At 53.0% G+C, this 23,906-nt stretch carries 15 protein-coding genes, 4 tRNA genes, 4 rRNA genes, 1 pseudogene and 2 other annotated features; of the genes and pseudogenes, 14 read left to right on the forward strand and 10 right to left on the reverse strand.

The window, feature by feature from the left end:
* The first annotated feature begins 168 nt into the window (after nt 1-168).
* The 6 genes from gmhB (H650_RS18605) to H650_RS18630 all read left to right on the forward strand — a co-directional run bounded on the left by gmhB (H650_RS18605) (nt 169) and on the right by H650_RS18630 (nt 6,251).
* Entirely contained in the window at nt 169-735 is a 567-nt protein-coding gene (gene gmhB / locus H650_RS18605; RefSeq protein ID WP_020456629.1) for a D-glycero-beta-D-manno-heptose 1,7-bisphosphate 7-phosphatase, read from the forward strand.
* Between the two features lie 373 nt (nt 736-1,108).
* Nucleotides 1,109-2,648 (forward strand): 16S ribosomal RNA (locus tag H650_RS18610).
* A gap of 84 nt (nt 2,649-2,732) precedes the next feature.
* Nucleotides 2,733-2,808, forward strand: a tRNA-Glu gene (locus tag H650_RS18615).
* A 191-nt stretch (nt 2,809-2,999) separates the two neighbouring features.
* A 23S ribosomal RNA gene (locus H650_RS18620) occupies nt 3,000-5,907 on the forward strand.
* A 96-nt stretch (nt 5,908-6,003) separates the two neighbouring features.
* A 5S ribosomal RNA gene (rrf, locus tag H650_RS18625) occupies nt 6,004-6,119 on the forward strand.
* The 16S, 23S and 5S rRNA genes sit together here with 2 tRNA genes alongside, the layout of an rRNA operon.
* A 55-nt stretch (nt 6,120-6,174) precedes the next feature.
* A tRNA-Asp gene (locus tag H650_RS18630) sits at nt 6,175-6,251 on the forward strand.
* 91 nt (nt 6,252-6,342) lie between these two features.
* Here the strand turns inward: H650_RS18630 and H650_RS25470 are convergent.
* Nucleotides 6,343-6,555 (reverse strand): annotated as a pseudogene (locus tag H650_RS25470) (beta-ketoacyl-ACP synthase II); the annotation flags it as partial.
* Here H650_RS25470 and gmhB (H650_RS18635) point away from each other — a divergent pair.
* The 3 genes from gmhB (H650_RS18635) (at nt 6,542) to H650_RS18650 (ending at nt 10,363) form a co-directional block, all read left to right on the forward strand.
* A complete protein-coding gene (gmhB, locus tag H650_RS18635) occupies nt 6,542-7,111 on the forward strand; it encodes a D-glycero-beta-D-manno-heptose 1,7-bisphosphate 7-phosphatase (RefSeq protein WP_044489791.1) in 570 nt (189 codons plus the stop codon). The pseudogene H650_RS25470 and the gene gmhB (H650_RS18635) sit on opposite strands and share 14 nt — an antisense overlap.
* A gap of 373 nt (nt 7,112-7,484) precedes the next feature.
* Nucleotides 7,485-9,090, forward strand: a sequence feature (most likely nonfunctional fraction of RNA operon).
* A gap of 43 nt (nt 9,091-9,133) precedes the next feature.
* Nucleotides 9,134-10,006, forward strand: a sequence feature (23S ribosomal RNA rRNA prediction is too short).
* 109 nt (nt 10,007-10,115) lie between these two features.
* Nucleotides 10,116-10,231: ribosomal RNA gene (rrf, locus tag H650_RS18645) — 5S ribosomal RNA — on the forward strand.
* Nucleotides 10,232-10,286: 55 nt separating this feature from the next.
* A tRNA-Asp gene (locus H650_RS18650) sits at nt 10,287-10,363 on the forward strand.
* 91 nt (nt 10,364-10,454) lie between these two features.
* Here H650_RS18650 and fabF read toward each other — a convergent pair.
* Genes fabF through H650_RS18670 form a run of 4 tightly spaced genes read right to left on the reverse strand, consistent with a single transcriptional unit; the run spans nt 10,455 to nt 14,892 of the window.
* Nucleotides 10,455-11,729: a beta-ketoacyl-ACP synthase II gene (gene fabF / locus H650_RS18655; protein WP_044489792.1), complete on the reverse strand. Its 1,275-nt coding sequence runs from the start codon at nt 11,727-11,729 to the stop codon at nt 10,455-10,457.
* Nucleotides 11,730-11,748: 19 nt separating this feature from the next.
* Nucleotides 11,749-13,311, reverse strand: coding sequence for a DHA2 family efflux MFS transporter permease subunit (locus H650_RS18660; protein ID WP_020456633.1), 1,563 nt, complete (start codon nt 13,309-13,311; stop codon nt 11,749-11,751).
* Complete coding sequence (locus tag H650_RS18665) at nt 13,308-14,351, reverse strand: HlyD family secretion protein (protein ID WP_020456634.1); 1,044 nt, start codon at nt 14,349-14,351, stop codon at nt 13,308-13,310. The genes H650_RS18660 and H650_RS18665 overlap by 4 nt, the downstream gene beginning before the upstream one ends.
* Nucleotides 14,338-14,892, reverse strand: a complete 555-nt coding sequence (locus H650_RS18670; RefSeq protein WP_020456635.1) for a winged helix-turn-helix transcriptional regulator — start codon at nt 14,890-14,892, stop codon at nt 14,338-14,340. The genes H650_RS18665 and H650_RS18670 overlap by 14 nt, the downstream gene beginning before the upstream one ends.
* Before the next feature lie 202 nt (nt 14,893-15,094).
* Between H650_RS18670 and dkgB the strand changes: the two genes are divergently transcribed.
* Nucleotides 15,095-15,898 (forward strand): 2,5-didehydrogluconate reductase DkgB, encoded by an 804-nt coding sequence (gene dkgB, locus H650_RS18675; RefSeq protein WP_020456636.1) that lies wholly within the window; start codon nt 15,095-15,097, stop codon nt 15,896-15,898.
* A gap of 37 nt (nt 15,899-15,935) precedes the next feature.
* On the opposite strand, the gene yafC is transcribed toward dkgB, so the two are convergent.
* Nucleotides 15,936-16,823: a DNA-binding transcriptional regulator YafC gene (yafC, locus tag H650_RS18680; protein WP_020456637.1), complete on the reverse strand. Its 888-nt coding sequence runs from the start codon at nt 16,821-16,823 to the stop codon at nt 15,936-15,938.
* 230 nt (nt 16,824-17,053) lie between these two features.
* Between yafC and H650_RS18685 the strand changes: the two genes are divergently transcribed.
* Nucleotides 17,054-17,851, forward strand: coding sequence for an endonuclease/exonuclease/phosphatase family protein (locus H650_RS18685; RefSeq protein ID WP_044489793.1), 798 nt, complete (start codon nt 17,054-17,056; stop codon nt 17,849-17,851).
* Between the two features lie 125 nt (nt 17,852-17,976).
* On the opposite strand, the gene mltD is transcribed toward H650_RS18685, so the two are convergent.
* Nucleotides 17,977-19,347, reverse strand: a complete 1,371-nt coding sequence (mltD, locus tag H650_RS18690; RefSeq protein ID WP_044489569.1) for a murein transglycosylase D — start codon at nt 19,345-19,347, stop codon at nt 17,977-17,979.
* 74 nt (nt 19,348-19,421) lie between these two features.
* Complete coding sequence (gloB, locus tag H650_RS18695; protein WP_020456640.1) at nt 19,422-20,177, reverse strand: hydroxyacylglutathione hydrolase; 756 nt, start codon at nt 20,175-20,177, stop codon at nt 19,422-19,424.
* A gap of 33 nt (nt 20,178-20,210) precedes the next feature.
* On the opposite strand from gloB, the gene H650_RS18700 reads away from it, so the two are divergent.
* Entirely contained in the window at nt 20,211-20,918 is a 708-nt protein-coding gene (locus tag H650_RS18700) for a class I SAM-dependent methyltransferase (RefSeq protein WP_044489570.1), read from the forward strand.
* Here the strand turns inward: H650_RS18700 and rnhA are convergent.
* Entirely contained in the window at nt 20,915-21,382 is a 468-nt protein-coding gene (gene rnhA / locus H650_RS18705) for a ribonuclease HI (protein ID WP_017458724.1), read from the reverse strand. The two genes, H650_RS18700 and rnhA, sit on opposite strands and share 4 nt — an antisense overlap.
* 52 nt (nt 21,383-21,434) lie before the next feature.
* Here rnhA and dnaQ point away from each other — a divergent pair, with 52 nt between their 5' ends.
* Both dnaQ and H650_RS18715 read left to right on the forward strand, forming a co-directional pair.
* Nucleotides 21,435-22,166, forward strand: a complete 732-nt coding sequence (gene dnaQ / locus H650_RS18710; protein WP_020456642.1) for a DNA polymerase III subunit epsilon — start codon at nt 21,435-21,437, stop codon at nt 22,164-22,166.
* A 135-nt stretch (nt 22,167-22,301) separates the two neighbouring features.
* Nucleotides 22,302-22,378: transfer RNA gene (locus H650_RS18715), tRNA-Asp, on the forward strand.
* Nucleotides 22,379-22,424: 46 nt separating this feature from the next.
* On the opposite strand, the gene H650_RS18720 is transcribed toward H650_RS18715, so the two are convergent.
* On the reverse strand, nt 22,425-23,897 hold the full coding sequence (locus H650_RS18720; RefSeq protein ID WP_020456643.1) for an NCS1 family nucleobase:cation symporter-1: 1,473 nt from the start codon (nt 23,895-23,897) through the stop codon (nt 22,425-22,427).
* Nucleotides 23,898-23,906 lie beyond the last annotated feature (9 nt).

Genomic DNA, 23,906 nt, shown 5'->3' on the forward strand with positions numbered 1-23,906 from the left:
GAGTTAGCCGTGGCATTTTCTTCTGCCGGTTACGACTTTTAGCCGTAAACAGAGCGGATGGTAAGGCATCCAGACGTCTAAATCAATGTCACTCATCAACGATGAGCACTTTCCTGTGTAGCGAAACATGAGATACTAAGGACATATGCCTTTTTCAGGAGCAAACCCGTGGCAAAGTCTGTACCCGCTATTTTTCTTGATCGTGATGGCACTGTTAATGTTGATCACGGCTACGTCCATGAGATTGATGAATTTGAATTTATTGATGGCGTTATTGACGCCATGCGCGAACTGAAAGAAATGGGTTATGCGTTGGTGCTGGTGACTAACCAGTCTGGTATTGCACGCGGCAAATTCACCGAGGCGCAGTTTGAAACGTTAACCGAATGGATGGACTGGTCTTTAGCCGATCGCGGCGTTGATTTGGATGGTATCTACTATTGTCCACATCACCCGCAGGGAACAGTAGAAGAGTTCCGTCAGGTTTGTGACTGCCGTAAACCGCACCCGGGCATGCTCATCTCGGCGCGCGATTTTCTGCACATTGATATGGCTGCTTCTTATATGGTTGGCGATAAGCTGGAAGATATGCAGGCGGCATCTGCTGCACAAGTAGGAACAAAAGTACTGGTACGCACCGGGAAACCCGTCACGCCGGAAGCTGAAAATAGCGCCGATTGGGTGATTAATAGCCTTGCGGAGCTGCCAGCAGCCATCAAAAAGCACCAAAAATAGCCTTTATGACGAAAAGATGAGCGGTTGAAATAAAAATGTGTTTTTCCGCTTGTCATTCAGCTCGGGCTCCCTATAATGCGCCTCCATCGACACGGCGGATGTGAATCACTTCACACAAACAGCCGGTTCGGTTGAAGAGAAAAAATCCTGAAAATCAGGGTTGACTCTGAAAGAGGAAAGCGTAATATACGCCACCTCGCGACAGAGCGCTAAAGCGCGTCGCACCTGCTCTTTAACAATTTTATCAGACAATCTGTGTGGGCACTCAGGGTGACTGGATTCTTGATGTCGCAAGACGAAAAATGAATACCAAGTCTCAACGAGTGAACACGTAATTCATTACGAAGTTTAATTCATTGAGCATCAAACTTTTAAATTGAAGAGTTTGATCATGGCTCAGATTGAACGCTGGCGGCAGGCCTAACACATGCAAGTCGAACGGTAGCACAGAGAGCTTGCTCTCGGGTGACGAGTGGCGGACGGGTGAGTAATGTCTGGGAAACTGCCTGATGGAGGGGGATAACTACTGGAAACGGTAGCTAATACCGCATAACGTCGCAAGACCAAAGAGGGGGACCTTCGGGCCTCTTGCCATCAGATGTGCCCAGATGGGATTAGCTAGTAGGTGGGGTAACGGCTCACCTAGGCGACGATCCCTAGCTGGTCTGAGAGGATGACCAGCCACACTGGAACTGAGACACGGTCCAGACTCCTACGGGAGGCAGCAGTGGGGAATATTGCACAATGGGCGCAAGCCTGATGCAGCCATGCCGCGTGTATGAAGAAGGCCTTCGGGTTGTAAAGTACTTTCAGCGGGGAGGAAGGGAGTAAGGTTAATAACCTTATTCATTGACGTTACCCGCAGAAGAAGCACCGGCTAACTCCGTGCCAGCAGCCGCGGTAATACGGAGGGTGCAAGCGTTAATCGGAATTACTGGGCGTAAAGCGCACGCAGGCGGTCTGTCAAGTCGGATGTGAAATCCCCGGGCTCAACCTGGGAACTGCATCCGAAACTGGCAGGCTTGAGTCTCGTAGAGGGAGGTAGAATTCCAGGTGTAGCGGTGAAATGCGTAGAGATCTGGAGGAATACCGGTGGCGAAGGCGGCCTCCTGGACGAAGACTGACGCTCAGGTGCGAAAGCGTGGGGAGCAAACAGGATTAGATACCCTGGTAGTCCACGCCGTAAACGATGTCTATTTGGAGGTTGTGCCCTTGAGGCGTGGCTTCCGGAGCTAACGCGTTAAATAGACCGCCTGGGGAGTACGGCCGCAAGGTTAAAACTCAAATGAATTGACGGGGGCCCGCACAAGCGGTGGAGCATGTGGTTTAATTCGATGCAACGCGAAGAACCTTACCTGGTCTTGACATCCACAGAACTTTCCAGAGATGGATTGGTGCCTTCGGGAACTGTGAGACAGGTGCTGCATGGCTGTCGTCAGCTCGTGTTGTGAAATGTTGGGTTAAGTCCCGCAACGAGCGCAACCCTTATCCTTTGTTGCCAGCGGTTAGGCCGGGAACTCAAAGGAGACTGCCAGTGATAAACTGGAGGAAGGTGGGGATGACGTCAAGTCATCATGGCCCTTACGACCAGGGCTACACACGTGCTACAATGGCGCATACAAAGAGAAGCGACCTCGCGAGAGCAAGCGGACCTCATAAAGTGCGTCGTAGTCCGGATTGGAGTCTGCAACTCGACTCCATGAAGTCGGAATCGCTAGTAATCGTGGATCAGAATGCCACGGTGAATACGTTCCCGGGCCTTGTACACACCGCCCGTCACACCATGGGAGTGGGTTGCAAAAGAAGTAGGTAGCTTAACCTTCGGGAGGGCGCTTACCACTTTGTGATTCATGACTGGGGTGAAGTCGTAACAAGGTAACCGTAGGGGAACCTGCGGTTGGATCACCTCCTTACCTTAAAGAACCTGCCCCTGCAGTGTCCACACAGATTGTCTGATGAAAAGTGAATAGCAAGGCGTCTTGCGAGCGAGACTTTACGTCCCCTTCGTCTAGAGGCCCAGGACACCGCCCTTTCACGGCGGTAACAGGGGTTCGAATCCCCTAGGGGACGCCACTTGCGCGGGAATGTGTGAAAGGCGTTGCCACCGTATCTCAAAACTGACTCACGAGTCATGTTTGAGATATTTGCTCTTTAAAAATCTGGATCAAGCTGAAAATTGAAACACTGAACAGTGCGAACTGTTCTGTGAGTCTCTCAAATTTTCGCGACACGCGGATGTTTCACGAAACATCTTCGGGTTGTGAGGTTAAGCGACTAAGCGTACACGGTGGATGCCCTGGCAGTCAGAGGCGATGAAGGACGTGCTAATCTGCGAAAAGCGCCGGTAAGGTGATATGAACCGTTATAGCCGGCGATGTCCGAATGGGGAAACCCAGTGTGACTCGTCACACTATCATTAACTGAATCCATAGGTTAATGAGGCGAACCGGGGGAACTGAAACATCTAAGTACCCCGAGGAAAAGAAATCAACCGAGATTCCCCCAGTAGCGGCGAGCGAACGGGGAGCAGCCCAGAGCCTGAATCAGCTTGTGTGTTAGTGGAAGCGTCTGGAAAGTCGCGCGATACAGGGTGACAGCCCCGTACACAAAAATGCACAGGTTGTGAGCTCGATGAGTAGGGCGGGACACGTGGTATCCTGTCTGAATATGGGGGGACCATCCTCCAAGGCTAAATACTCCTGACTGACCGATAGTGAACCAGTACCGTGAGGGAAAGGCGAAAAGAACCCCGGCGAGGGGAGTGAAAAAGAACCTGAAACCGTGTACGTACAAGCAGTGGGAGCATCCTTCGGGGTGTGACTGCGTACCTTTTGTATAATGGGTCAGCGACTTATATTCTGTAGCAAGGTTAACCGAATAGGGGAGCCGAAGGGAAACCGAGTCTTAACTGGGCGTTAAGTTGCAGGGTATAGACCCGAAACCCGGTGATCTAGCCATGGGCAGGTTGAAGGTTGGGTAACACTAACTGGAGGACCGAACCGACTAATGTTGAAAAATTAGCGGATGACTTGTGGCTGGGGGTGAAAGGCCAATCAAACCGGGAGATAGCTGGTTCTCCCCGAAAGCTATTTAGGTAGCGCCTCGTGAATTCATCTCCGGGGGTAGAGCACTGTTTCGGCTAGGGGGCCATCCCGGCTTACCAACCCGATGCAAACTACGAATACCGGAGAATGTTATCACGGGAGACACACGGCGGGTGCTAACGTCCGTCGTGAAGAGGGAAACAACCCAGACCGCCAGCTAAGGTCCCAAAGTCATGGTTAAGTGGGAAACGATGTGGGAAGGCCCAGACAGCCAGGATGTTGGCTTAGAAGCAGCCATCATTTAAAGAAAGCGTAATAGCTCACTGGTCGAGTCGGCCTGCGCGGAAGATGTAACGGGGCTAAACCATGCACCGAAGCTGCGGCAGCGACGCTTATGCGTTGTTGGGTAGGGGAGCGTTCTGTAAGCCTGCGAAGGTGTGCTGTGAGGCATGCTGGAGGTATCAGAAGTGCGAATGCTGACATAAGTAACGATAAAGCGGGTGAAAAGCCCGCTCGCCGGAAGACCAAGGGTTCCTGTCCAACGTTAATCGGGGCAGGGTGAGTCGACCCCTAAGGCGAGGCCGAAAGGCGTAGTCGATGGGAAACAGGTTAATATTCCTGTACTTGGTGTTACTGCGAAGGGGGGACGGAGAAGGCTATGTTAGCCGGGCGACGGTTGTCCCGGTTTAAGCGTGAAGGTGTGTGCTCCAGGCAAATCCGGAACACTTTAACACTGAGGCGTGATGACGAGGCACTACGGTGCTGAAGTAACAAATGCCCTGCTTCCAGGAAAAGCCTCTAAGCTCCAGGTAACACGAAATCGTACCCCAAACCGACACAGGTGGTCAGGTAGAGAATACCAAGGCGCTTGAGAGAACTCGGGTGAAGGAACTAGGCAAAATGGTGCCGTAACTTCGGGAGAAGGCACGCTGATACGTAGGTGAAGTCCCTTGCGGATGGAGCTGAAATCAGTCGAAGATACCAGCTGGCTGCAACTGTTTATTAAAAACACAGCACTGTGCAAACACGAAAGTGGACGTATACGGTGTGACGCCTGCCCGGTGCCGGAAGGTTAATTGATGGGGTCATCCGTAAGGAGAAGCTCTTGATCGAAGCCCCGGTAAACGGCGGCCGTAACTATAACGGTCCTAAGGTAGCGAAATTCCTTGTCGGGTAAGTTCCGACCTGCACGAATGGCGTAATGATGGCCAGGCTGTCTCCACCCGAGACTCAGTGAAATTGAACTCGCTGTGAAGATGCAGTGTACCCGCGGCAAGACGGAAAGACCCCGTGAACCTTTACTATAGCTTGACACTGAACACTGGTCCTTGATGTGTAGGATAGGTGGGAGGCTTTGAAGCGTGGACGCCAGTCTGCGTGGAGCCGCCCTTGAAATACCACCCTTTAATGGCTGGTGTTCTAACGTGGACCCGTAATCCGGGTTGCGGACAGTGTCTGGTGGGTAGTTTGACTGGGGCGGTCTCCTCCTAAAGCGTAACGGAGGAGCACGAAGGTCAGCTAATCCTGGTCGGACATCAGGAGGTTAGTGCAATGGCATAAGCTGGCTTGACTGCGAGCGTGACGGCGCGAGCAGGTGCGAAAGCAGGTCATAGTGATCCGGTGGTTCTGAATGGAAGGGCCATCGCTCAACGGATAAAAGGTACTCCGGGGATAACAGGCTGATACCGCCCAAGAGTTCATATCGACGGCGGTGTTTGGCACCTCGATGTCGGCTCATCACATCCTGGGGCTGAAGTAGGTCCCAAGGGTATGGCTGTTCGCCATTTAAAGTGGTACGCGAGCTGGGTTTAGAACGTCGTGAGACAGTTCGGTCCCTATCTGCCGTGGGCGCTGGAGAATTGAGGGGGGCTGCTCCTAGTACGAGAGGACCGGAGTGGACGCATCACTGGTGTTCGGGTTGTCATGCCAATGGCACTGCCCGGTAGCTAAATGCGGAAGAGATAAGTGCTGAAAGCATCTAAGCACGAAACTTGCCCCGAGATGAGTTCTCCCTGAGACTTTAAGTCTCCTGAAGGAACGTTGAAGACGACGACGTTGATAGGCCGGGTGTGTAAGCGCAGCGATGCGTTGAGCTAACCGGTACTAATGAACCGTGAGGCTTAACCTTACAACGCCGAAGATGTTTTGGCGTGAGAGACAGAGAAGATTTTCAGCGAGATACAGATTATGTCAGGGCGTGAGAACGGTCTGACAACAGAATTTGCCTGGCGGCAGTAGCGCGGTGGTCCCACCTGACCCCATGCCGAACTCAGAAGTGAAACGCCGTAGCGCCGATGGTAGTGTGGGGTCTCCCCATGCGAGAGTAGGGAACTGCCAGGCATCAAATTAGCAGTGAAACCGGGGCAACAAACCGGTGGTTGTGAAGAAATTCGGTGGAGCGGTAGTTCAGTCGGTTAGAATACCTGCCTGTCACGCAGGGGGTCGCGGGTTCGAGTCCCGTCCGTTCCGCCACTCATTTAAGAGCCGCATCTCTAACGAGATGCGGTTTTTTTTCGTCTGTTATTTCTATAAAAAAGGGCAATCGCGCCCTTTTTGCCGTATGTCACTCCCAGCGTTTCAGCAGCAGGCTGGCGTTCACGCCACCAAATCCGAAGCCATTTGATAAGGCATAACGTATCTCCAGCGGCTGCGCAGTCAGCGCAACTAAATGCAGCCCTTCTGCCTCGGTATCAGGGTGATGCAAATTCAGCGTTGGCGGTACAACCTGATCACGTAAAGCCTGGATAGTGAAAATAGCTTCGATACCGCCTGCTGCTGTACCCGCTATTTTTCTTGATCGTGATGGCACTGTTAATGTTGATCACGGCTACGTCCATGAGATTGATGAATTTGAATTTATTGATGGCGTTATTGACGCCATGCGCGAACTGAAAGAAATGGGTTATGCGTTGGTGCTGGTGACTAACCAGTCTGGTATTGCACGCGGCAAATTCACCGAGGCGCAGTTTGAAACGTTAACCGAATGGATGGACTGGTCTTTAGCCGATCGCGGCGTTGATTTGGATGGTATCTACTATTGTCCACATCACCCGCAGGGAACAGTAGAAGAGTTCCGTCAGGTTTGTGACTGCCGTAAACCGCACCCGGGCATGCTCATCTCGGCGCGCGATTTTCTGCACATTGATATGGCTGCTTCTTATATGGTTGGCGATAAGCTGGAAGATATGCAGGCGGCATCTGCTGCACAAGTAGGAACAAAAGTACTGGTACGCACCGGGAAACCCGTCACGCCGGAAGCTGAAAATAGCGCCGATTGGGTGATTAATAGCCTTGCGGAGCTGCCAGCAGCCATCAAAAAGCACCAAAAATAGCCTTTATGACGAAAAGATGAGCGGTTGAAATAAAAATGTGTTTTTCCGCTTGTCATTCAGCTCGGGCTCCCTATAATGCGCCTCCATCGACACGGCGGATGTGAATCACTTCACACAAACAGCCGGTTCGGTTGAAGAGAAAAAATCCTGAAAATCAGGGTTGACTCTGAAAGAGGAAAGCGTAATATACGCCACCTCGCGACAGAGCGCTAAAGCGCGTCGCACCTGCTCTTTAACAATTTTATCAGACAATCTGTGTGGGCACTCAGGGTGACTGGATTCTTGATGTCGCAAGACGAAAAATGAATACCAAGTCTCAACGAGTGAACACGTAATTCATTACGAAGTTTAATTCATTGAGCATCAAACTTTTAAATTGAAGAGTTTGATCATGGCTCAGATTGAACGCTGGCGGCAGGCCTAACACATGCAAGTCGAACGGTAGCACAGAGAGCTTGCTCTCGGGTGACGAGTGGCGGACGGGTGAGTAATGTCTGGGAAACTGCCTGATGGAGGGGGATAACTACTGGAAACGGTAGCTAATACCGCATAACGTCGCAAGACCAAAGAGGGGGACCTTCGGGCCTCTTGCCATCAGATGTGCCCAGATGGGATTAGCTAGTAGGTGGGGTAACGGCTCACCTAGGCGACGATCCCTAGCTGGTCTGAGAGGATGACCAGCCACACTGGAACTGAGACACGGTCCAGACTCCTACGGGAGGCAGCAGTGGGGAATATTGCACAATGGGCGCAAGCCTGATGCAGCCATGCCGCGTGTATGAAGAAGGCCTTCGGGTTGTAAAGTACTTTCAGCGGGGAGGAAGGGAGTAAGGTTAATAACCTTATTCATTGACGTTACCCGCAGAAGAAGCACCGGCTAACTCCGTGCCAGCAGCCGCGGTAATACGGAGGGTGCAAGCGTTAATCGGAATTACTGGGCGTAAAGCGCACGCAGGCGGTCTGTCAAGTCGGATGTGAAATCCCCGGGCTCAACCTGGGAACTGCATCCGAAACTGGCAGGCTTGAGTCTCGTAGAGGGAGGTAGAATTCCAGGTGTAGCGGTGAAATGCGTAGAGATCTGGAGGAATACCGGTGGCGAAGGCGGCCTCCTGGACGAAGACTGACGCTCAGGTGCGAAAGCGTGGGGAGCAAACAGGATTAGATACCCTGGTAGTCCACGCCGTAAACGATGTCTATTTGGAGGTTGTGCCCTTGAGGCGTGGCTTCCGGAGCTAACGCGTTAAATAGACCGCCTGGGGAGTACGGCCGCAAGGTTAAAACTCAAATGAATTGACGGGGGCCCGCACAAGCGGTGGAGCATGTGGTTTAATTCGATGCAACGCGAAGAACCTTACCTGGTCTTGACATCCACAGAACTTTCCAGAGATGGATTGGTGCCTTCGGGAACTGTGAGACAGGTGCTGCATGGCTGTCGTCAGCTCGTGTTGTGAAATGTTGGGTTAAGTCCCGCAACGAGCGCAACCCTTATCCTTTGTTGCCAGCGGTTAGGCCGGGAACTCAAAGGAGACTGCCAGTGATAAACTGGAGGAAGGGTGGGGATGACGTCAAGTCATCATGGCCCTTACGACCAGGGCTACACACGTGCTACAATGGCGCATACAAAGAGAAGCGACCTCGCGAGAGCAAGCGGACCTCATAAAGTGCGTCGTAGTCCGGATTGGAGTCTGCAACTCGACTCCATGAAGTCGGAATCGCTAGTAATCGTGGATCAGAATGCCACGGTGAATACGTTCCCGGGCCTTGTACACACCGCCCGTCACACCATGGGAGTGGGTTGCAAAAGAAGTAGGTAGCTTAGTATACGGTGTGACGCCTGCCCGGTGCCGGAAGGTTAATTGATGGGGTCATCCGTAAGGAGAAGCTCTTGATCGAAGCCCCGGTAAACGGCGGCCGTAACTATAACGGTCCTAAGGTAGCGAAATTCCTTGTCGGGTAAGTTCCGACCTGCACGAATGGCGTAATGATGGCCAGGCTGTCTCCACCCGAGACTCAGTGAAATTGAACTCGCTGTGAAGATGCAGTGTACCCGCGGCAAGACGGAAAGACCCCGTGAACCTTTACTATAGCTTGACACTGAACACTGGTCCTTGATGTGTAGGATAGGTGGGAGGCTTTGAAGCGTGGACGCCAGTCTGCGTGGAGCCGCCCTTGAAATACCACCCTTTAATGGCTGGTGTTCTAACGTGGACCCGTAATCCGGGTTGCGGACAGTGTCTGGTGGGTAGTTTGACTGGGGCGGTCTCCTCCTAAAGCGTAACGGAGGAGCACGAAGGTCAGCTAATCCTGGTCGGACATCAGGAGGTTAGTGCAATGGCATAAGCTGGCTTGACTGCGAGCGTGACGGCGCGAGCAGGTGCGAAAGCAGGTCATAGTGATCCGGTGGTTCTGAATGGAAGGGCCATCGCTCAACGGATAAAAGGTACTCCGGGGATAACAGGCTGATACCGCCCAAGAGTTCATATCGACGGCGGTGTTTGGCACCTCGATGTCGGCTCATCACATCCTGGGGCTGAAGTAGGTCCCAAGGGTATGGCTGTTCGCCATTTAAAGTGGTACGCGAGCTGGGTTTAGAACGTCGTGAGACAGTTCGGTCCCTATCTGCCGTGGGCGCTGGAGAATTGAGGGGGGCTGCTCCTAGTACGAGAGGACCGGAGTGGACGCATCACTGGTGTTCGGGTTGTCATGCCAATGGCACTGCCCGGTAGCTAAATGCGGAAGAGATAAGTGCTGAAAGCATCTAAGCACGAAACTTGCCCCGAGATGAGTTCTCCCTGAGACTTTAAGTCTCCTGAAGGAACGTTGAAGACGACGACGTTGATAGGCCGGGTGTGTAAGCGCAGCGATGCGTTGAGCTAACCGGTACTAATGAACCGTGAGGCTTAACCTTACAACGCCGAAGATGTTTTGGCGTGAGAGACAGAGAAGATTTTCAGCGAGATACAGATTATGTCAGGGCGTGAGAACGGTCTGACAACAGAATTTGCCTGGCGGCAGTAGCGCGGTGGTCCCACCTGACCCCATGCCGAACTCAGAAGTGAAACGCCGTAGCGCCGATGGTAGTGTGGGGTCTCCCCATGCGAGAGTAGGGAACTGCCAGGCATCAAATTAGCAGTGAAACCGGGGCAACAAACCGGTGGTTGTGAAGAAATTCGGTGGAGCGGTAGTTCAGTCGGTTAGAATACCTGCCTGTCACGCAGGGGGTCGCGGGTTCGAGTCCCGTCCGTTCCGCCACTCATTTAAGAGCCGCATCTCTAACGAGATGCGGTTTTTTTTCGTCTGTTATTTCTATAAAAAAGGGCAATCGCGCCCTTTTTGCCGTATGTCACTCCCAGCGTTTCAGCAGCAGGCTGGCGTTCACGCCACCAAATCCGAAGCCATTTGATAAGGCATAACGTATCTCCAGCGGCTGCGCAGTCAGCGCAACTAAATGCAGCCCTTCTGCCTCGGTATCAGGGTGATGCAAATTCAGCGTTGGCGGTACAACCTGATCACGTAAAGCCTGGATAGTGAAAATAGCTTCGATACCGCCTGCTGCGCCCAACAAGTGGCCCGTTGCGGATTTAGTTGAGGTAATTGCAACCGGAGCGTCACCAAAAAGCCCCTTAATCGCCGCCAGCTCTCCTTTATCACCCACCTGTGTTGAGGTCGCATGCGCATTGATATGCTGAATGTCCGCAGTGGTAATCTCAGCCTGGCGAATGGCTGCTTCCATGGCGCGACGCGCACCGTTACCATCTTCCGGGCCTGCCGTCAGATGATATGCATCCGCGCTGGTTCCGTATCCTACCAGTTCTGCCAGCGGTGTCGCACCGCGTGCCTGGGCATGTTCCAACGATTCGATAACGAGCAATCCAGCGCCTTCTCCCATTACAAAACCATCACGATCGCGATCAAATGGCCGCGATGCTGCTGTTGGATCGTCGTTAAAACTGCTTGAAAGTGCTCTTGCAGCCGCGAAACCGGCAAGACTAACCCGGTGTATTGCCGCTTCACTGCCACCACACAACGCAATATCCGCTTCACCGCTACGGATCATGCGTGCGGCATCGCCGATGGCCTGCGCACCGGCAGCACAGGCGGTAACCGGTGCGCCAATGGGGCCGCGAAAGCCATGCGCAATGGAAACATGCCCGGCAGCGAGGTTGGCGAGGAAAGAGGGGATGGTAAAAGGGGAGAGTCGACGCGGCCCACGATCATCCGTTGTGCGCACAGCATTGGCGATTTCGTTAAACCCACCGATCCCGGTCGCAATTACCGTGGCAGTACGATCTTTTTTCGCTTGATCCTGTGGAAACCAGTTCGCCTGCGTCAGAGCTTCTTTTGCCGCTACCAGCGCGAACTCAATAAAACGATCCATTTTTTTGCGTTCTTTGGCGGGAATAGCCACCAGTGGATCAAAACCGTACTGCGGATCCTCTTCAATAGACGGAACCTGACCTGCCACTTTGCAGGGAATATCGTCGACAACCTCATCTGCAAGCCGGGAAATCCCGGATTTTCCCTGTAATAGCGATTGCCATACGTGCGAGACACCACAACCCAGCGGGCTGACAATTCCCATACCTGTTACCACGATGCGTTTTGTTGAAACGCTCATCATCAATTCTCCTGAAATTTCACGCTGTTTGCGGTTTTTTCATTAAGGGAACCAGCAGCGCAGCGATTAAAAAACCTAACATAATCAGATAAAAAGCATCTGAAAACGCTTGTGTCCGGGCCTCACGCAACGTGATGGCCGAAAGATTCTTTAGCGCAGCACTGCTGGCGATATCGGGTGAAATCCCCTGGCTAACCAATCTGCTGATGTTGCTCTGAACGAATTCCGTGACGGAAAGAGAGGCATTATTGAGATGATCCGCGAGGCGGCTGTAGTGCAAATTGGTTCGGTCATTAATCACGGTACCGCACAAGGCGATGCCAATCGCGCCGCCCAGATTGCGCATTAAATTGAACAGACCTGATGCCAGCTTTAGCCGCGCCGGCGGCAGGCTGCCAAGCGTCAACGTGACCGTCGGGGCAACCGCAAATTGTTGCGCCAGGCCGCGAAATGCTTGCGGTAACAGTAGTTCTTGCGCTCCCCATTCATGGGTGAGCGGAATAAAACTGTACATCGACAACGCAAATCCAAGCAGCCCTGCCATCAGTAGCCAGCGTAGATCGACCCGATTCGCAAGCCACGCATAGAACGGGATCGACAGCACCTGAAAAAGGCCAGTGGAAAACACCGCCAGACCAATTTCCAGCGCGCTAAAGCCGCGCACCGTGCCAAGAAATAATGGCGTTAGATAGATCGTAGCAAAGATGCCAACCCCTGCCATAAACGAGAAGTAGCAGCCCAGCGTGAACGTTCTGTCCTTCAGCGCACGCAGATCCATCACCGGCTGCGTATGGCGTAGCGTGCGAACAACAAAAAAGATGCCGCACAGCAACGCCACCCAGCCAGTCATCGCTAATGTGTTGTCGTCAAACCAGCCCCAGCGTGGGCCTTCTTCGAGGGTATATTCCAGACAGCCCAGCGATACCGCGAGCAGCAGAATGCTCAGATAGTCCGCGCCGCGCAATAGCGACGGATTTGGCGTATCAATTTTTACCAGCAGTGGCACGGCGAGGGTGATATAAATCCCCGGTACGATGTTGATATAAAACAGCCAGTGCCAGCTGAAGTTCTCGGTTATCCAGCCACCGACGGTGGGGCCGAGCGTTGGTGCCAGCGATGCCAGCCCGCCAATCGTCGCAGCAGCGATGACGCGTTGTTTTCCCTGGAAAAAGGCAAAGGCGGTGGTGAAAACCAGCGGGATCATCGAGCCACCCGCCAGCCCTTGTAATGCGCGAAAAGCGATCATACTTTGGATATTCCACGCCCAGCCGCAGAGCAGGCTCATCACCGTAAACCCGGCGGCGGAGGCGGCAAATAGCCAGCGCGTGGACATCACCCTCGCCAGCCAGCCGGAGAGGGGAATAATGATGATTTCGGCAATCAGATAACTGGTTTGTACCCATACTGTTTCATCATCGCCGGCAGAAAGCCCTCCGCCGATATCCCGTAGCGACGCCGACACGATCTGGATATCAATCAGGGCGATAAACATGCCCACACACATTGTCGCGAAGGCAAATACTTTCTGACTCACCGGCATTGAAACGCCCGGTTGCAGCGGTACCGCATCGGTGGTGCTCATTGCGCGCTCTTTTCGTCAACGGTAACGATGACAGAAAAACCGGGGCGCAATACGCCGAGTTTTGCCGCTTCGCCCTCCAGCGCGATACGCACGGGCACACGCTGGACAATCTTGGTGAAATTTCCGGTGGCATTTTCTGCCGGGAGAAGACTAAATCGTGAACCGGTCGCGGGGGAAACGCTGAGAACATGGCCGTAGAACGTTCGACCCGGCATAACATCCGCCACAATGGTCGCTCGTTGCCCTGGGCGCATATGGGCTAGCTGGCTCTCTTTGAAATTGGCGTCGACCCACAAGCCTTCTGCGGGAACCAGTGAAAGCAGTTGCATGCCGCCGCCGACGAAGGAGCCGGTCCAGGCCCGGCGATTGCCTATAACGCCATCGAACGGGGCGCGGATCTCGGTATAGTTCAGGTTTAATTTCGCGATTTCAAGATTCGCCAGGGCCTGTTGCAGCGCGGCTTGCGTCTGTTTTTCCCGTGCATCAAGCACGGCCAGCTGGCGCGTGGCGACAGCGTTATCCGCCTGCGCTTTGCTCTCCTGCGCACGTGCCTGGCGATAATCCGCAGCCGCGTTTTCCCGCACCTGCGCAGAAACGGCACTGGACATGACCAGCGCGCTGTAACGGCGGTTGTCATTGGCTGACTTCTCACTCACCGCTTTAGCAGCAGCCAGCGATGCTGTTGCGCCTTCAATGGTTGCCAGCTGTAACTGACGCGTCGCGGCGATATCAGCCAGCGCCGCCCGTTGCGCGGCGACTTCGCCAGCGGCTTTCGCCAGTGCAGCCTGGTAATCCCTGTCATCAAGGCGGACTAAAAGGTCGCCTTTTTTGACCAGCATATTGTCCTGAACGGCAATCTGCTGGACATAACCGGACACTTTACTGGAGATGGCGCTGATATCACCACCCACGTAGGCATCGTCGGTGGATTGAATAAATCGCCCGCTTTGCCACCAGTACACGCCATAACACGCAGCGGCTACCAGCGCTGCGGCTAACAGCAGCAGAGTGAGTGCCTTTTTCTTGTTACTGCGCGTCATGATCGCGGCTCACATGGTGAAGCGGGGCGAATTTTTGCGTGTTATCGCCCGTGCGTTTGCGTTGCAAATAATCGTGGCGGTAATGGATAACCGGTGCAGCCGCAGGACCAGGCACCAGGGCATATTTCTCCGGTGTAATGGGTTCGCCGGTTGCTTTATCAATGAGAATGGTCTCGACCGGGCGCTGTGTTTCACGCTCAACTAACTCTATTTGCGCGCCTTCTGGCGAGAAGTGGCGATTCCCCCATTCCACCAGAGCAAGGATCACCGGGCGAAAATCGCGCCCGAGAGCCGTCAGGTGATATTCATAGCGCGGCGGTGTTGTGCTGTAGCTCACTTTTTCCAGCAGCCCGTCATCAACCAACTCTTTCAGACGACGAGAGAGAATGTTGGGGGCGACATTCGCGCTTTTCTGGAACTCATCAAAACGTGTGAAACCGGCTAAAGCGTCACGCAGGATTATTATGCTCCAGCTGTCACCAATGCGGCCTAAGCTGCGGGCGATGGGGCAGGGAGCGTTGCAAAGCGGTTCATTTTTCATGGTCTGACCCGGTTACTGGTTAGATTCTGCGCTTACGGTGACATAGTGACTTTCAAAATGCAAGTGACTATCTTTGCGCCCTGAATTCCTTACTTTTGCTTCTCCGGCAAAAAACCTATGCGTTTTCGCCTCTTTTTCCCCTCACTGAAGCGGGGAATAATCAGCGCAACGAAACAATACGAAATCAGAAAGAGGAATTCTTATGGCTATCCCTGCATTTGGTCTTGGCACCTTCCGTTTGACTGACGAAGCGGTTATCGCTTCTGTGAAAAATGCCCTTGAACTGGGCTATCGCGTGATTGATACCGCGCAGATCTACGGTAACGAAGCTGCCATTGGCGAAGCGCTGGCACAGAGCGGCGTTGCGCGTGAAGAACTGTTTATCACCACCAAAATCTGGACCGAAAATCTGGGCGCAGACAAACTGATCCCCAGCCTGAAAGAGAGTCTGAAAAAATTAGGTACGGATTATGTTGATCTGACCCTGATTCATTGGCCGTCTCCGGGCGCAGCTGTGGCGGTTGATGTCTCTATGCATGAGTTGATGAAGGCAAAAGCGCAGGGGCTGACGCGCCAGATTGGGGTGTCTAACTTCACCATTCCGCTGATGGAGCAGGCCATTGCCGCTGTGGGCGCGGAAAACATCGCTACTAACCAGATTGAATTGTCACCGTATCTGCAAAACCGCAAAGTCGTTGACTGGGCGAAACAGCACGGTATCCATATCACCTCTTACATGACGCTGGCGTATGGTAAGGCATTGAAAGATGAAGTGATTGGCCGTATCGCGAAGAAACATAATGCTACACCCGCGCAGGTTATCCTGGCGTGGGCGATGGGCGAAGGTTATGCGGTAATCCCGTCTTCGACCAAGCGTGAGAATCTGGCAAGCAACCTGCTGGCACAGTCGCTGAAACTGGATGCAGAAGATAAAGCGGAAATCGCGAAGCTTGATTGCAATGACCGCCTGGTCAGCCCGGAAGGCCTCGCACCGAAGTGGGATTAATCAAGAGTTTAACGGGAGTGTCATGCTCCCGTTGTCGTTATTGCGGCAGATGTTCGCTGATAAAATCGATAAAGGCGCGAATACGTGTACTCACCGCCCGGTCGCTGTAGTAGACCGCGCTAAAAGGCATCTCTACCGGCAGGCGCTTATCCGCCAGCAAATCCACCAGTTCCCCACTTGCCAGCTCCTTATCAATCATATAGTCCGATAAACTGGCGATACCGTTGCCACTCAGACACAAGTGTTTAAGCGTTTCTCCGCTATTTGAGGAGATATCCGGCGTGGCTTCAAATAATTGACCATCGGCAGAAGCAATCGGCCAGGTGTTAAGGGAGACCGGTTCGGTAAACCCGAGTAACACATGATTGCGCAGCTCTTCGACTGTTTCAGGCTTGCCATAGCGAGCGATGTAATCCGGTGAGGCGATAATTTTCCGATAGCTCTTGAACAGCGGGCGGGCGCGCAGGCTGGAGTCCGTCAGTTTCCCCACGCGGATAGCCACATCCACTTTACGCTCAATCAAATTGATAAACGTCTCGCTTGAGACCAGAGAAAGGTTGATTTCCGGGTAGCGTTCACGAAACGGTTTAATCAGCGGCATCAGGAAATGCAGCACCACCGGCGTTGCCGCATCAACGCGCAGCGTGCCGCGCGGCGTGGATTTGGTTTCCATCACCTCTGTTTCTGCGGCCGCCATCTCCTGCAATACGCTTTGTACGCGGCGGAAATAGCGCTCACCTTCTTCGGTTAAACTGAGCTGGCGCGTGGTGCGATTAAGCAAATTGACGCCCAGCTTGTTCTCCAGCTTTTTTACTGCACGGCTGATCGCCGAGTTCGCCTGTCCCAGGCGTTCCGCTGCCCGGCTGAAGCTGCCGCTTTCGACAACAGCCACAAAAATCGCGAGTTCTTCTGAGGTGGTTTTCATTATTGCCTCTGTAGCAACACTGCAACGATATTATTCATCCATACGCTATTTAACCATGTTGAAGCCTGCGATGCCACGCACGCGCGGCGCTGGCGGCATTAATAAGCGCTCACTAACTATAACCGGTGGTTTTTCTGCCGATTGTGCGTTGAAAGTGTGCGCTAAAATCCCTATAACTGAATGACCACCCGGTAACCGGGTGTGGAAATCAATGAGGTTTGAAGCCGAAAGTGCCAAAAAATACCTATGCCATGCGATATGTTGCCGGACAGCCAGCGGAGCGAATTTTACCGCCGGGGTCTTTCGCGAGCATCGGCAAAGCGTTGCCTGCAGGTGTGCCTTTAAGCAGCGACGAAAAAATCCGTGTGCTGGTATGGAATATCTTTAAGCAGCAGCGCGCCGAATGGTTATCGGTGCTGCAGAGTTTTGGCAAAGACGCGCATCTCGTGCTGTTACAGGAAGCGCAAACCACACCGGAACTTGTCAGGTTTGCGACCACTAACTATCTTGCTGCCGATCAGGTTCCCGCGTTTGTGCTGCCGCAACATCCCTCTGGCGTCATGACGCTTTCGTCCGCTCACCCGGTCTATTGCTGCCCGCTACGTGAGCGGGAACCGATTTTACGGCTGGCGAAATCAGCGCTGGTCACGGTGTACCCGCTGCCTGATTTACGTAACCTGATGGTAGTGAATGTCCATGCGGTGAATTTCAGTCTGGGAGTGGATGTCTACAGCAAGCAGTTGTTGCCAATTGGCGATCAGATTATGCGCCACGCCGGACCTGTGATTATGGCAGGGGATTTCAACGCCTGGAGCCGGCCGAGGATGAATGCGCTCTATCGCTTTACGCGCGATATGTCGTTGCGACAAGTTCGTTTTACCGATGACAATCGCCGCCGCGCCTTTGGTCGTCCGCTGGATTTTGTTTTCTATCGTGGTTTGAATGTGCAGGAAGCGTCAGTGCTGGTCACGCGCGCATCGGATCACAACCCGCTGCTGGTGGAATTTACCCCAGGTAAACTGGCTTGAGGGGTGACAAGCAGGCAATAACTGGCTTAAAGCTGAAAGTTTTCCGGAACCCCCAGCCTGGCTGGGGGTTTTCTATGGACAAAAAAAAGCACCGTGGAGAAACGGTGCTTTTTTATCGGTTTGTATCAGGAATCCGGTGTGGCGCTGTTCTTAACAAACAGGGTCAGCTGATCGCCTGGCTGCAGATTATCGGTATCGTTGTTCCAGCGCATCACATCCTGGATGTTCACGCCGTGACGTTTCGCAATACTCGATAACGAATCACCTTTGCGTACGCGATAAGTAATACTATCGCTGTTGCTGGCGAGACGCTGCGCGCTGCTACCTGCGCCTACCGTCAGACTCTGGCCCACTTTCAGGTTCGAACCGTGCAGGTTATTCCACTGCTGGATATCCTTTGCGCTAACACCGAGACGCGCCGCGATGGCGGAAAGCGTATCGCCTGAGCGAACCTTGTAGCTCCGGCCTGTCAGCGGGGTGTTATCCGCCAGCTGGGTTGGCTGTACGGCGGCGATTTCGCCTGATGCCAGCGATTCACGCAGTTGATCGGCGTGTTTCTTCGGCACCATCACGTACTGCGGACCCGCTGAACCTAACGTCGAACCTTTAACGCCAGCGTTAAAGGTTTTCAGTTTGTTCACCGAAATCCCGGCCATTTCCGCCAACTGATCGACCTCAACCGGGCTGCTCAGTCTGACTCGCGCCAGCGCACGGCTTTCGTCTGGTGTTGGCAGACTCACGCCATAGCGCTTACTGTTTTTGAGAATATCGCTCAAAGCCAGCATTTTAGGCACGTAAATCTTGGTTTCCTGCGGCAATGAAAGCGACCAGAAATCGGTGGGTTTACCCCGCGATTTATTGGCTTTCATCGCTTTCAACACGCGACCTTCACCGCTGTTATAAGCAGCGACTGTCAGTAACCAGTCGCCGTCAAACATGCGGTTAAGACGCTGCATCATGTCAAGCGCGGCCGTGGTAGAGGCCACAATGTCACGACGCGCATCGTAGCTGCGAGTCTGCTTTAAACCATAATTTCGCCCGGTGCTCGGTATGATCTGCCAAATGCCTGCGGCATTGGCGCCAGACGTCGCGTGTGGGTCAAAAGCGCTCTCCACTATGGGTAGTAGTACCAGTTCCATGGGCATGTTACGTTTTTTAACTTGCCCTGCTATCCAGTACATATACGGCTCTGCCCGTAAAGTTACATCGTGGAGATAGCTCTTATTGCTTAAATACTTGAGTTTTTGTTCGCGAATCCGGGTATTTTCCGGAATTCCCATCTTTAGCTCGTCGCTAATGGAGGTCCACAAGTCACTGTTATTCTGGGCGGCGAATGTTCCATCGTCCATCCACCGCGCCTGACTAGTAAACTTCCCTGCTTCCCCTTGACCAGCTGCAGAAAGGCTCTGTGCATGCTGTTGTACCGTACCGTCATGGTTAGACGCCTGGCACCCAGCAAGCAAGACAGAGGCGAATAAGATCGCTTTTGCCTTCATGTGTGTGTCAATAGTAGTTGCTTAAAAGACGAGCGATGATAACGGCGTCGTCTTTAAAAGGCAACCCGGAAATATCAGAAGTTATCTTTCTTTGACCTTAACCATGCGAAACGCTCCTCTGGGTGTTGCAACTTTGTTTCTTGGTTAATTACATCAATTAAATCAGTGTCTTCCGTGCGTAAAAATAAATTAATTCGTCGTTCATTTTTCAGAATTACGGGGAGTGTTTTTTGATTTTTCGCACGTAACTCATTAACTTTTCGATAATATTCGTTAAGTGCAGGATCCTGCGGTAAGATGCTGATCGCAAACTTCATATTCCCTAAAGTATATTCGTGTGCGCAGCAAATCACCGTATCATCCGGAAGCGCATTAATCTTACAAAAGGATTGATACATCTGGCTTGCCGTCCCTTCAAATAATCTCCCACAGCCACCCGAAAAGAGTGTGTCGCCGCAAAATAGATAAGGAGAACTGAAGAAACAGATATGTCCTAAAGTGTGACCTGGCGTGGCAAAGACGGAAAAATCATGTCCTAAAACGGAGATAACGTCCCCCTCTTTAACGATCTGTGTGGTTCCTTTATCTTGCGTTTCCTCCGGCCCATAAACCACCACATCAGGGAAATGCTGACGCAACGCTTTCACACCGCCAACATGGTCGTTGTGATGATGAGTAAGCAAGATAGCTTCCGGTTGCCACTGGTTTTCTTCTAATGCGCGTAATACCGGTGCGGCTTCGCCTGGATCGACAATCAGGCAGCGTCCATCATCATTGTTCAGCATCCAGATGTAGTTATCCTGGAACGCCGGAATACTGTTAAGATTCATAAATTACCTCTCAAAGCGTAGCGGAAGGTTGTGATGAAACCGGCAAGGACTCCTAAGACATTGGTCGCACCGGCAAGCTGGGGCGATTTACCTAAAGGCGCGTATTATCGCGAAGCGCTGGAAGGAGAACTTAAGCCGTGGTTTGCAAAAATGTATGGATTTCATTTGCTTAAGATCGGCAATCTGAGCGCGGAAATCAATGCCGAAAGCTGCGCTATTTCCCACCAGGTCAATGTTTCCCTTAGCGGCGAACCAGCGCAGGTCAGAGCCGATCCGCTGCATTTACCGTTCGCAGAAAAATCGGTGGATGCCTGCTTGCTGGCACATACGCTTCCCTGGTGTACCGATCCGCATCGGCTATTGCAGGAAGTGGATCGCGTGTTAATTGACGACGGCTGGCTGGTAATGAGCGGTTTCAACCCGATTAGCCTGCTTGGGCTTTGCAAAGCGGTTCCTTTTGCGCGCCGATCACCCGCGGTAAAAAGCCGGATGTTCACCCTGATGCGCCAGTTTGACTGGCTGTCGTTGCTCAATTTCGAGGTGTTACATTATAGCCGCTTTCGCGTCCTGCCCTGGACGAAACAGGGCGGGAAACTGCTTAGCACGCATTTACCGGCTTTGGGGTGTATGCAGCTTATTGTTGCGCGCAAACGCACCATTCCGCTTACGCTAAACCCCATGAAGTCGAGCCTCAGCAAACCCCGGGTTCGCCAGCCCGTGGGCGCGACCCGCCAGTCTTAACTCTCGGGCTGATAGCCCACATCTTCCTGCGTTGGGTTCATCGCGGCGGCGCGCGCCAGTTCATCGCAACGTTCGTTTTCCGGGTGACCTGCGTGGCCTTTAACCCATTCCCAGCGGATTTGATGTTGGCTCAACGCCGCATCGAGTCGTTTCCAGAGATCGACATTCTTGACCGGTTTTTTTTCCGCTGTTTTCCAGCCACGCTTTTTCCAGTTATGGATCCACTGCGTGATCCCCTGGCGCACATACTGGCTATCGGTACTGAGCACCACTTCGCAATGCTCTTTTAACGCTTCCAGTGCGACAATAGCCGCCATCAGTTCCATCCGGTTATTGGTGGTGAGACGGTAGCCTTCGCTAAACAATCTTTCATGCTGACGATAGCGTAAAATCGCCCCGTAACCGCCCGGACCCGGGTTGCCAAGACAAGATCCGTCGGTGAAAATTTCTACCTGTTTAAGCATCTCTGGTAGACTTCCTGTGTTTAAAACGACAAGTCTGACATAAATGGCCGCTATGAGCACAGCAATTACACGACAGATCGTCCTCGATACCGAAACCACCGGTATGAACCAGATTGGCGCCCACTATGAAGGGCACAAGATTATTGAGATCGGTGCGGTGGAGGTGATCAACCGCCGCCTGACCGGTAACAACTTCCATATTTATCTCAAGCCTGACCGGCTGGTGGATCCGGAAGCGTTTGGCGTTCACGGTATCGCCGACGAATTCCTGCTCGATAAACCGACCTTTGCCGACATCGCCGATGAGTTTATTGAGTATATCCGCGGTGCGGAGCTGGTCATTCACAACGCGTCGTTTGATATCGGCTTTATGGACTACGAGTTCAGCAAGCTGAACCGCGGTATTCCAAAAACCGAAACGTTTTGCAAAATTACCGACAGCCTGGCGCTGGCGCGTAAAATGTTCCCCGGCAAGCGTAACAGCCTTGATGCGCTCTGCGCGCGTTACGAAATAGACAACAGCAAACGTACGCTGCACGGCGCATTACTCGATTCCCAAATCCTTGCTGATGTCTATCTGATGATGACCGGCGGCCAGACATCGATGAAATTTGCGATGGAAGGCGAAGGGCAAACGCAAACAGGCGATGCGGGGATCCAGCGTGTTGTTCGTCAGGCAAACCGCTTGCGCGTGGTTTTAGCCAGCGATGAGGAGCTGATGGCCCATGAATCACGGCTCGATTTAGTGCAGAAGAAGGGCGGAAGCTGCCTGTGGCGCGGGTAAAATCGTTTTGTGAACGCAGGAAAATCGCCGCACGGGTGATTTTTGCAGCAAACAATTCAAAACGATGGAAAAAGCGTTGACGACATCAGGTGCAATCCGTAATATGCGCCTCGTTCCCTAACAGGAACACAACGCGGAGCGGTAGTTCAGTCGGTTAGAATACCTGCCTGTCACGCAGGGGGTCGCGGGTTCGAGTCCCGTCCGTTCCGCCACTATTCAGAAGGCCTGAATCAGCAATGATTCAGGCCTTCGTCGTTTCTACTCCTTTGCCGCCACGCGCTGAGCGGTAAATGTGCTGCTCACACCTTCGCGTTCGTTACGCGCCAGAAAGCGGTAGCATCCCGCCCCGAGGAACGCGCCAATAAACCAGCTAAAGTTGGCCACTTCATGCAGTGCCGGAATAAAGCTAATAATCAGCCCAACCGCCACTGATGGCGCCAGCGCAGCAATCGCTTTCGGGTTAAAGCCGTTTTTGTACCAGTAACGCCCGTTTGGCGAGTCGGTAAACAGATCGTCGACAAACACATTTCCGCGTTTAATCAGATAAAAATCGGTCAGTAAAATACCGAACAACGGGCCAATAAACGCGCCGAGCACATCCAGCGTGTAGTGGATCAACTCCGGAGACTGGAACAAATTCCACGGCGTCAGCAGTACCGAGCCGACCGCCGCGATCATCCCGCCGGTACGGAAACTGATTTTTTGCGGGGAACAGTTAGAAAAATCGAAGGCCGGGGAGACGAAGTTCGCCACAATATTGATGCCGATGGTGGCGGTGATCATCGTCAGCAGGCCAATTGCCATCGCCAGGCTGCTACCAACATGGCTCACTGTTTCGATAGGATCGGTAATCATCTTGCCAAACAGCGATTGGGTCCCGGAAACAATCACCACTGTGACAATGGAAAACAGCAGGAAGTTAAACGGCAGTCCCCAGCGGTTGCCGCGGCGGATCTCCTGCATGCTTTTACCGTAGCGGGAAAAATCGCCAAAATTGAGCAGCGGGCCGGAGAAGTAAGAAACCACTAACGCCGTTGCGGTGATCATCTGCCAGGTTTGCTCACCTGCCGTCAATTGTTTGCTGGCGAGGGTAAAAGAGATGCCGTCGAAACCCGTTTGCCAGAGGATCCATCCCGCCAGCGCCATCATCACCACGTATACCGCCGGACCGGCGATATCGATAAAGCGTTTAATCGCGCTCATCCCGTGCCAGAACACCAGCGCTTGCAGCACCCACATAATACCGAAACAGAGCCAGCCCAAATGTGACAGGCCAAGGAAATGGCCGTTGGTCAGGGGAGTAAGGGCGGGCCAAAACTTCAGGATCACCAGCATCAACGCGTTGGCGGCCAGATAGGTCTGAATGCCGTACCACGCAAACGCAATCAACCCGCGGATCACCGCCGGGATATTCGCGCCGAATACGCCAAATGCCTGACGGCAGATCACCGCATACGGCACACCGGCCATTTGGCTCGGTTTCGCCACCAGGTTTGCGCACAGCTGCACAATACAGATCCCCAACAGCAGGCAAAGTAGCACCTGCCAGCTGGCAAGCCCTAAGGCGAAGAAGCTGGCTGCGACCACATAGCCGCCCATGCTATGCACATCGGACATCCAGAAAGAGAAAATATTGTACCAGCTCCAGGTCTGATGGCGGGTCGGCGCTAAATCTTCATTGGTCAGACGTGGGCTGTAGCGGGCATCGTAATTTGGTTCAAGGTTTGGCATGGATTCTGC

The organism is Enterobacter sp. R4-368, from assembly GCF_000410515.1.
Classification (GTDB): Bacteria; Pseudomonadota; Gammaproteobacteria; order Enterobacterales; family Enterobacteriaceae; genus Kosakonia.

Coding starts and splice junctions, on each gene's coding strand:
- H650_RS18665 (WP_020456634.1), bottom strand. CDS start 14,351: ATGACGCGCAGTAACAAGAAAAAGGCACTCACTCTGCTGCTGTTAGCC.
- fabF (WP_044489792.1), bottom strand. CDS start 11,729: ATGAGCGTTTCAACAAAACGCATCGTGGTAACAGGTATGGGAATTGTC.
- mltD (WP_044489569.1), bottom strand. CDS start 19,347: ATGAAGGCAAAAGCGATCTTATTCGCCTCTGTCTTGCTTGCTGGGTGC.
- H650_RS18700 (WP_044489570.1), top strand. CDS start 20,211: ATGAAACCGGCAAGGACTCCTAAGACATTGGTCGCACCGGCAAGCTGG.
- dnaQ (WP_020456642.1), top strand. CDS start 21,435: ATGAGCACAGCAATTACACGACAGATCGTCCTCGATACCGAAACCACC.
- H650_RS18670 (WP_020456635.1), bottom strand. CDS start 14,892: ATGAAAAATGAACCGCTTTGCAACGCTCCCTGCCCCATCGCCCGCAGC.
- gloB (WP_020456640.1), bottom strand. CDS start 20,177: ATGAATCTTAACAGTATTCCGGCGTTCCAGGATAACTACATCTGGATG.
- H650_RS18720 (WP_020456643.1), bottom strand. CDS start 23,897: ATGCCAAACCTTGAACCAAATTACGATGCCCGCTACAGCCCACGTCTG.
- H650_RS18660 (WP_020456633.1), bottom strand. CDS start 13,311: ATGAGCACCACCGATGCGGTACCGCTGCAACCGGGCGTTTCAATGCCG.
- dkgB (WP_020456636.1), top strand. CDS start 15,095: ATGGCTATCCCTGCATTTGGTCTTGGCACCTTCCGTTTGACTGACGAA.
- rnhA (WP_017458724.1), bottom strand. CDS start 21,382: ATGCTTAAACAGGTAGAAATTTTCACCGACGGATCTTGTCTTGGCAAC.
- yafC (WP_020456637.1), bottom strand. CDS start 16,823: ATGAAAACCACCTCAGAAGAACTCGCGATTTTTGTGGCTGTTGTCGAA.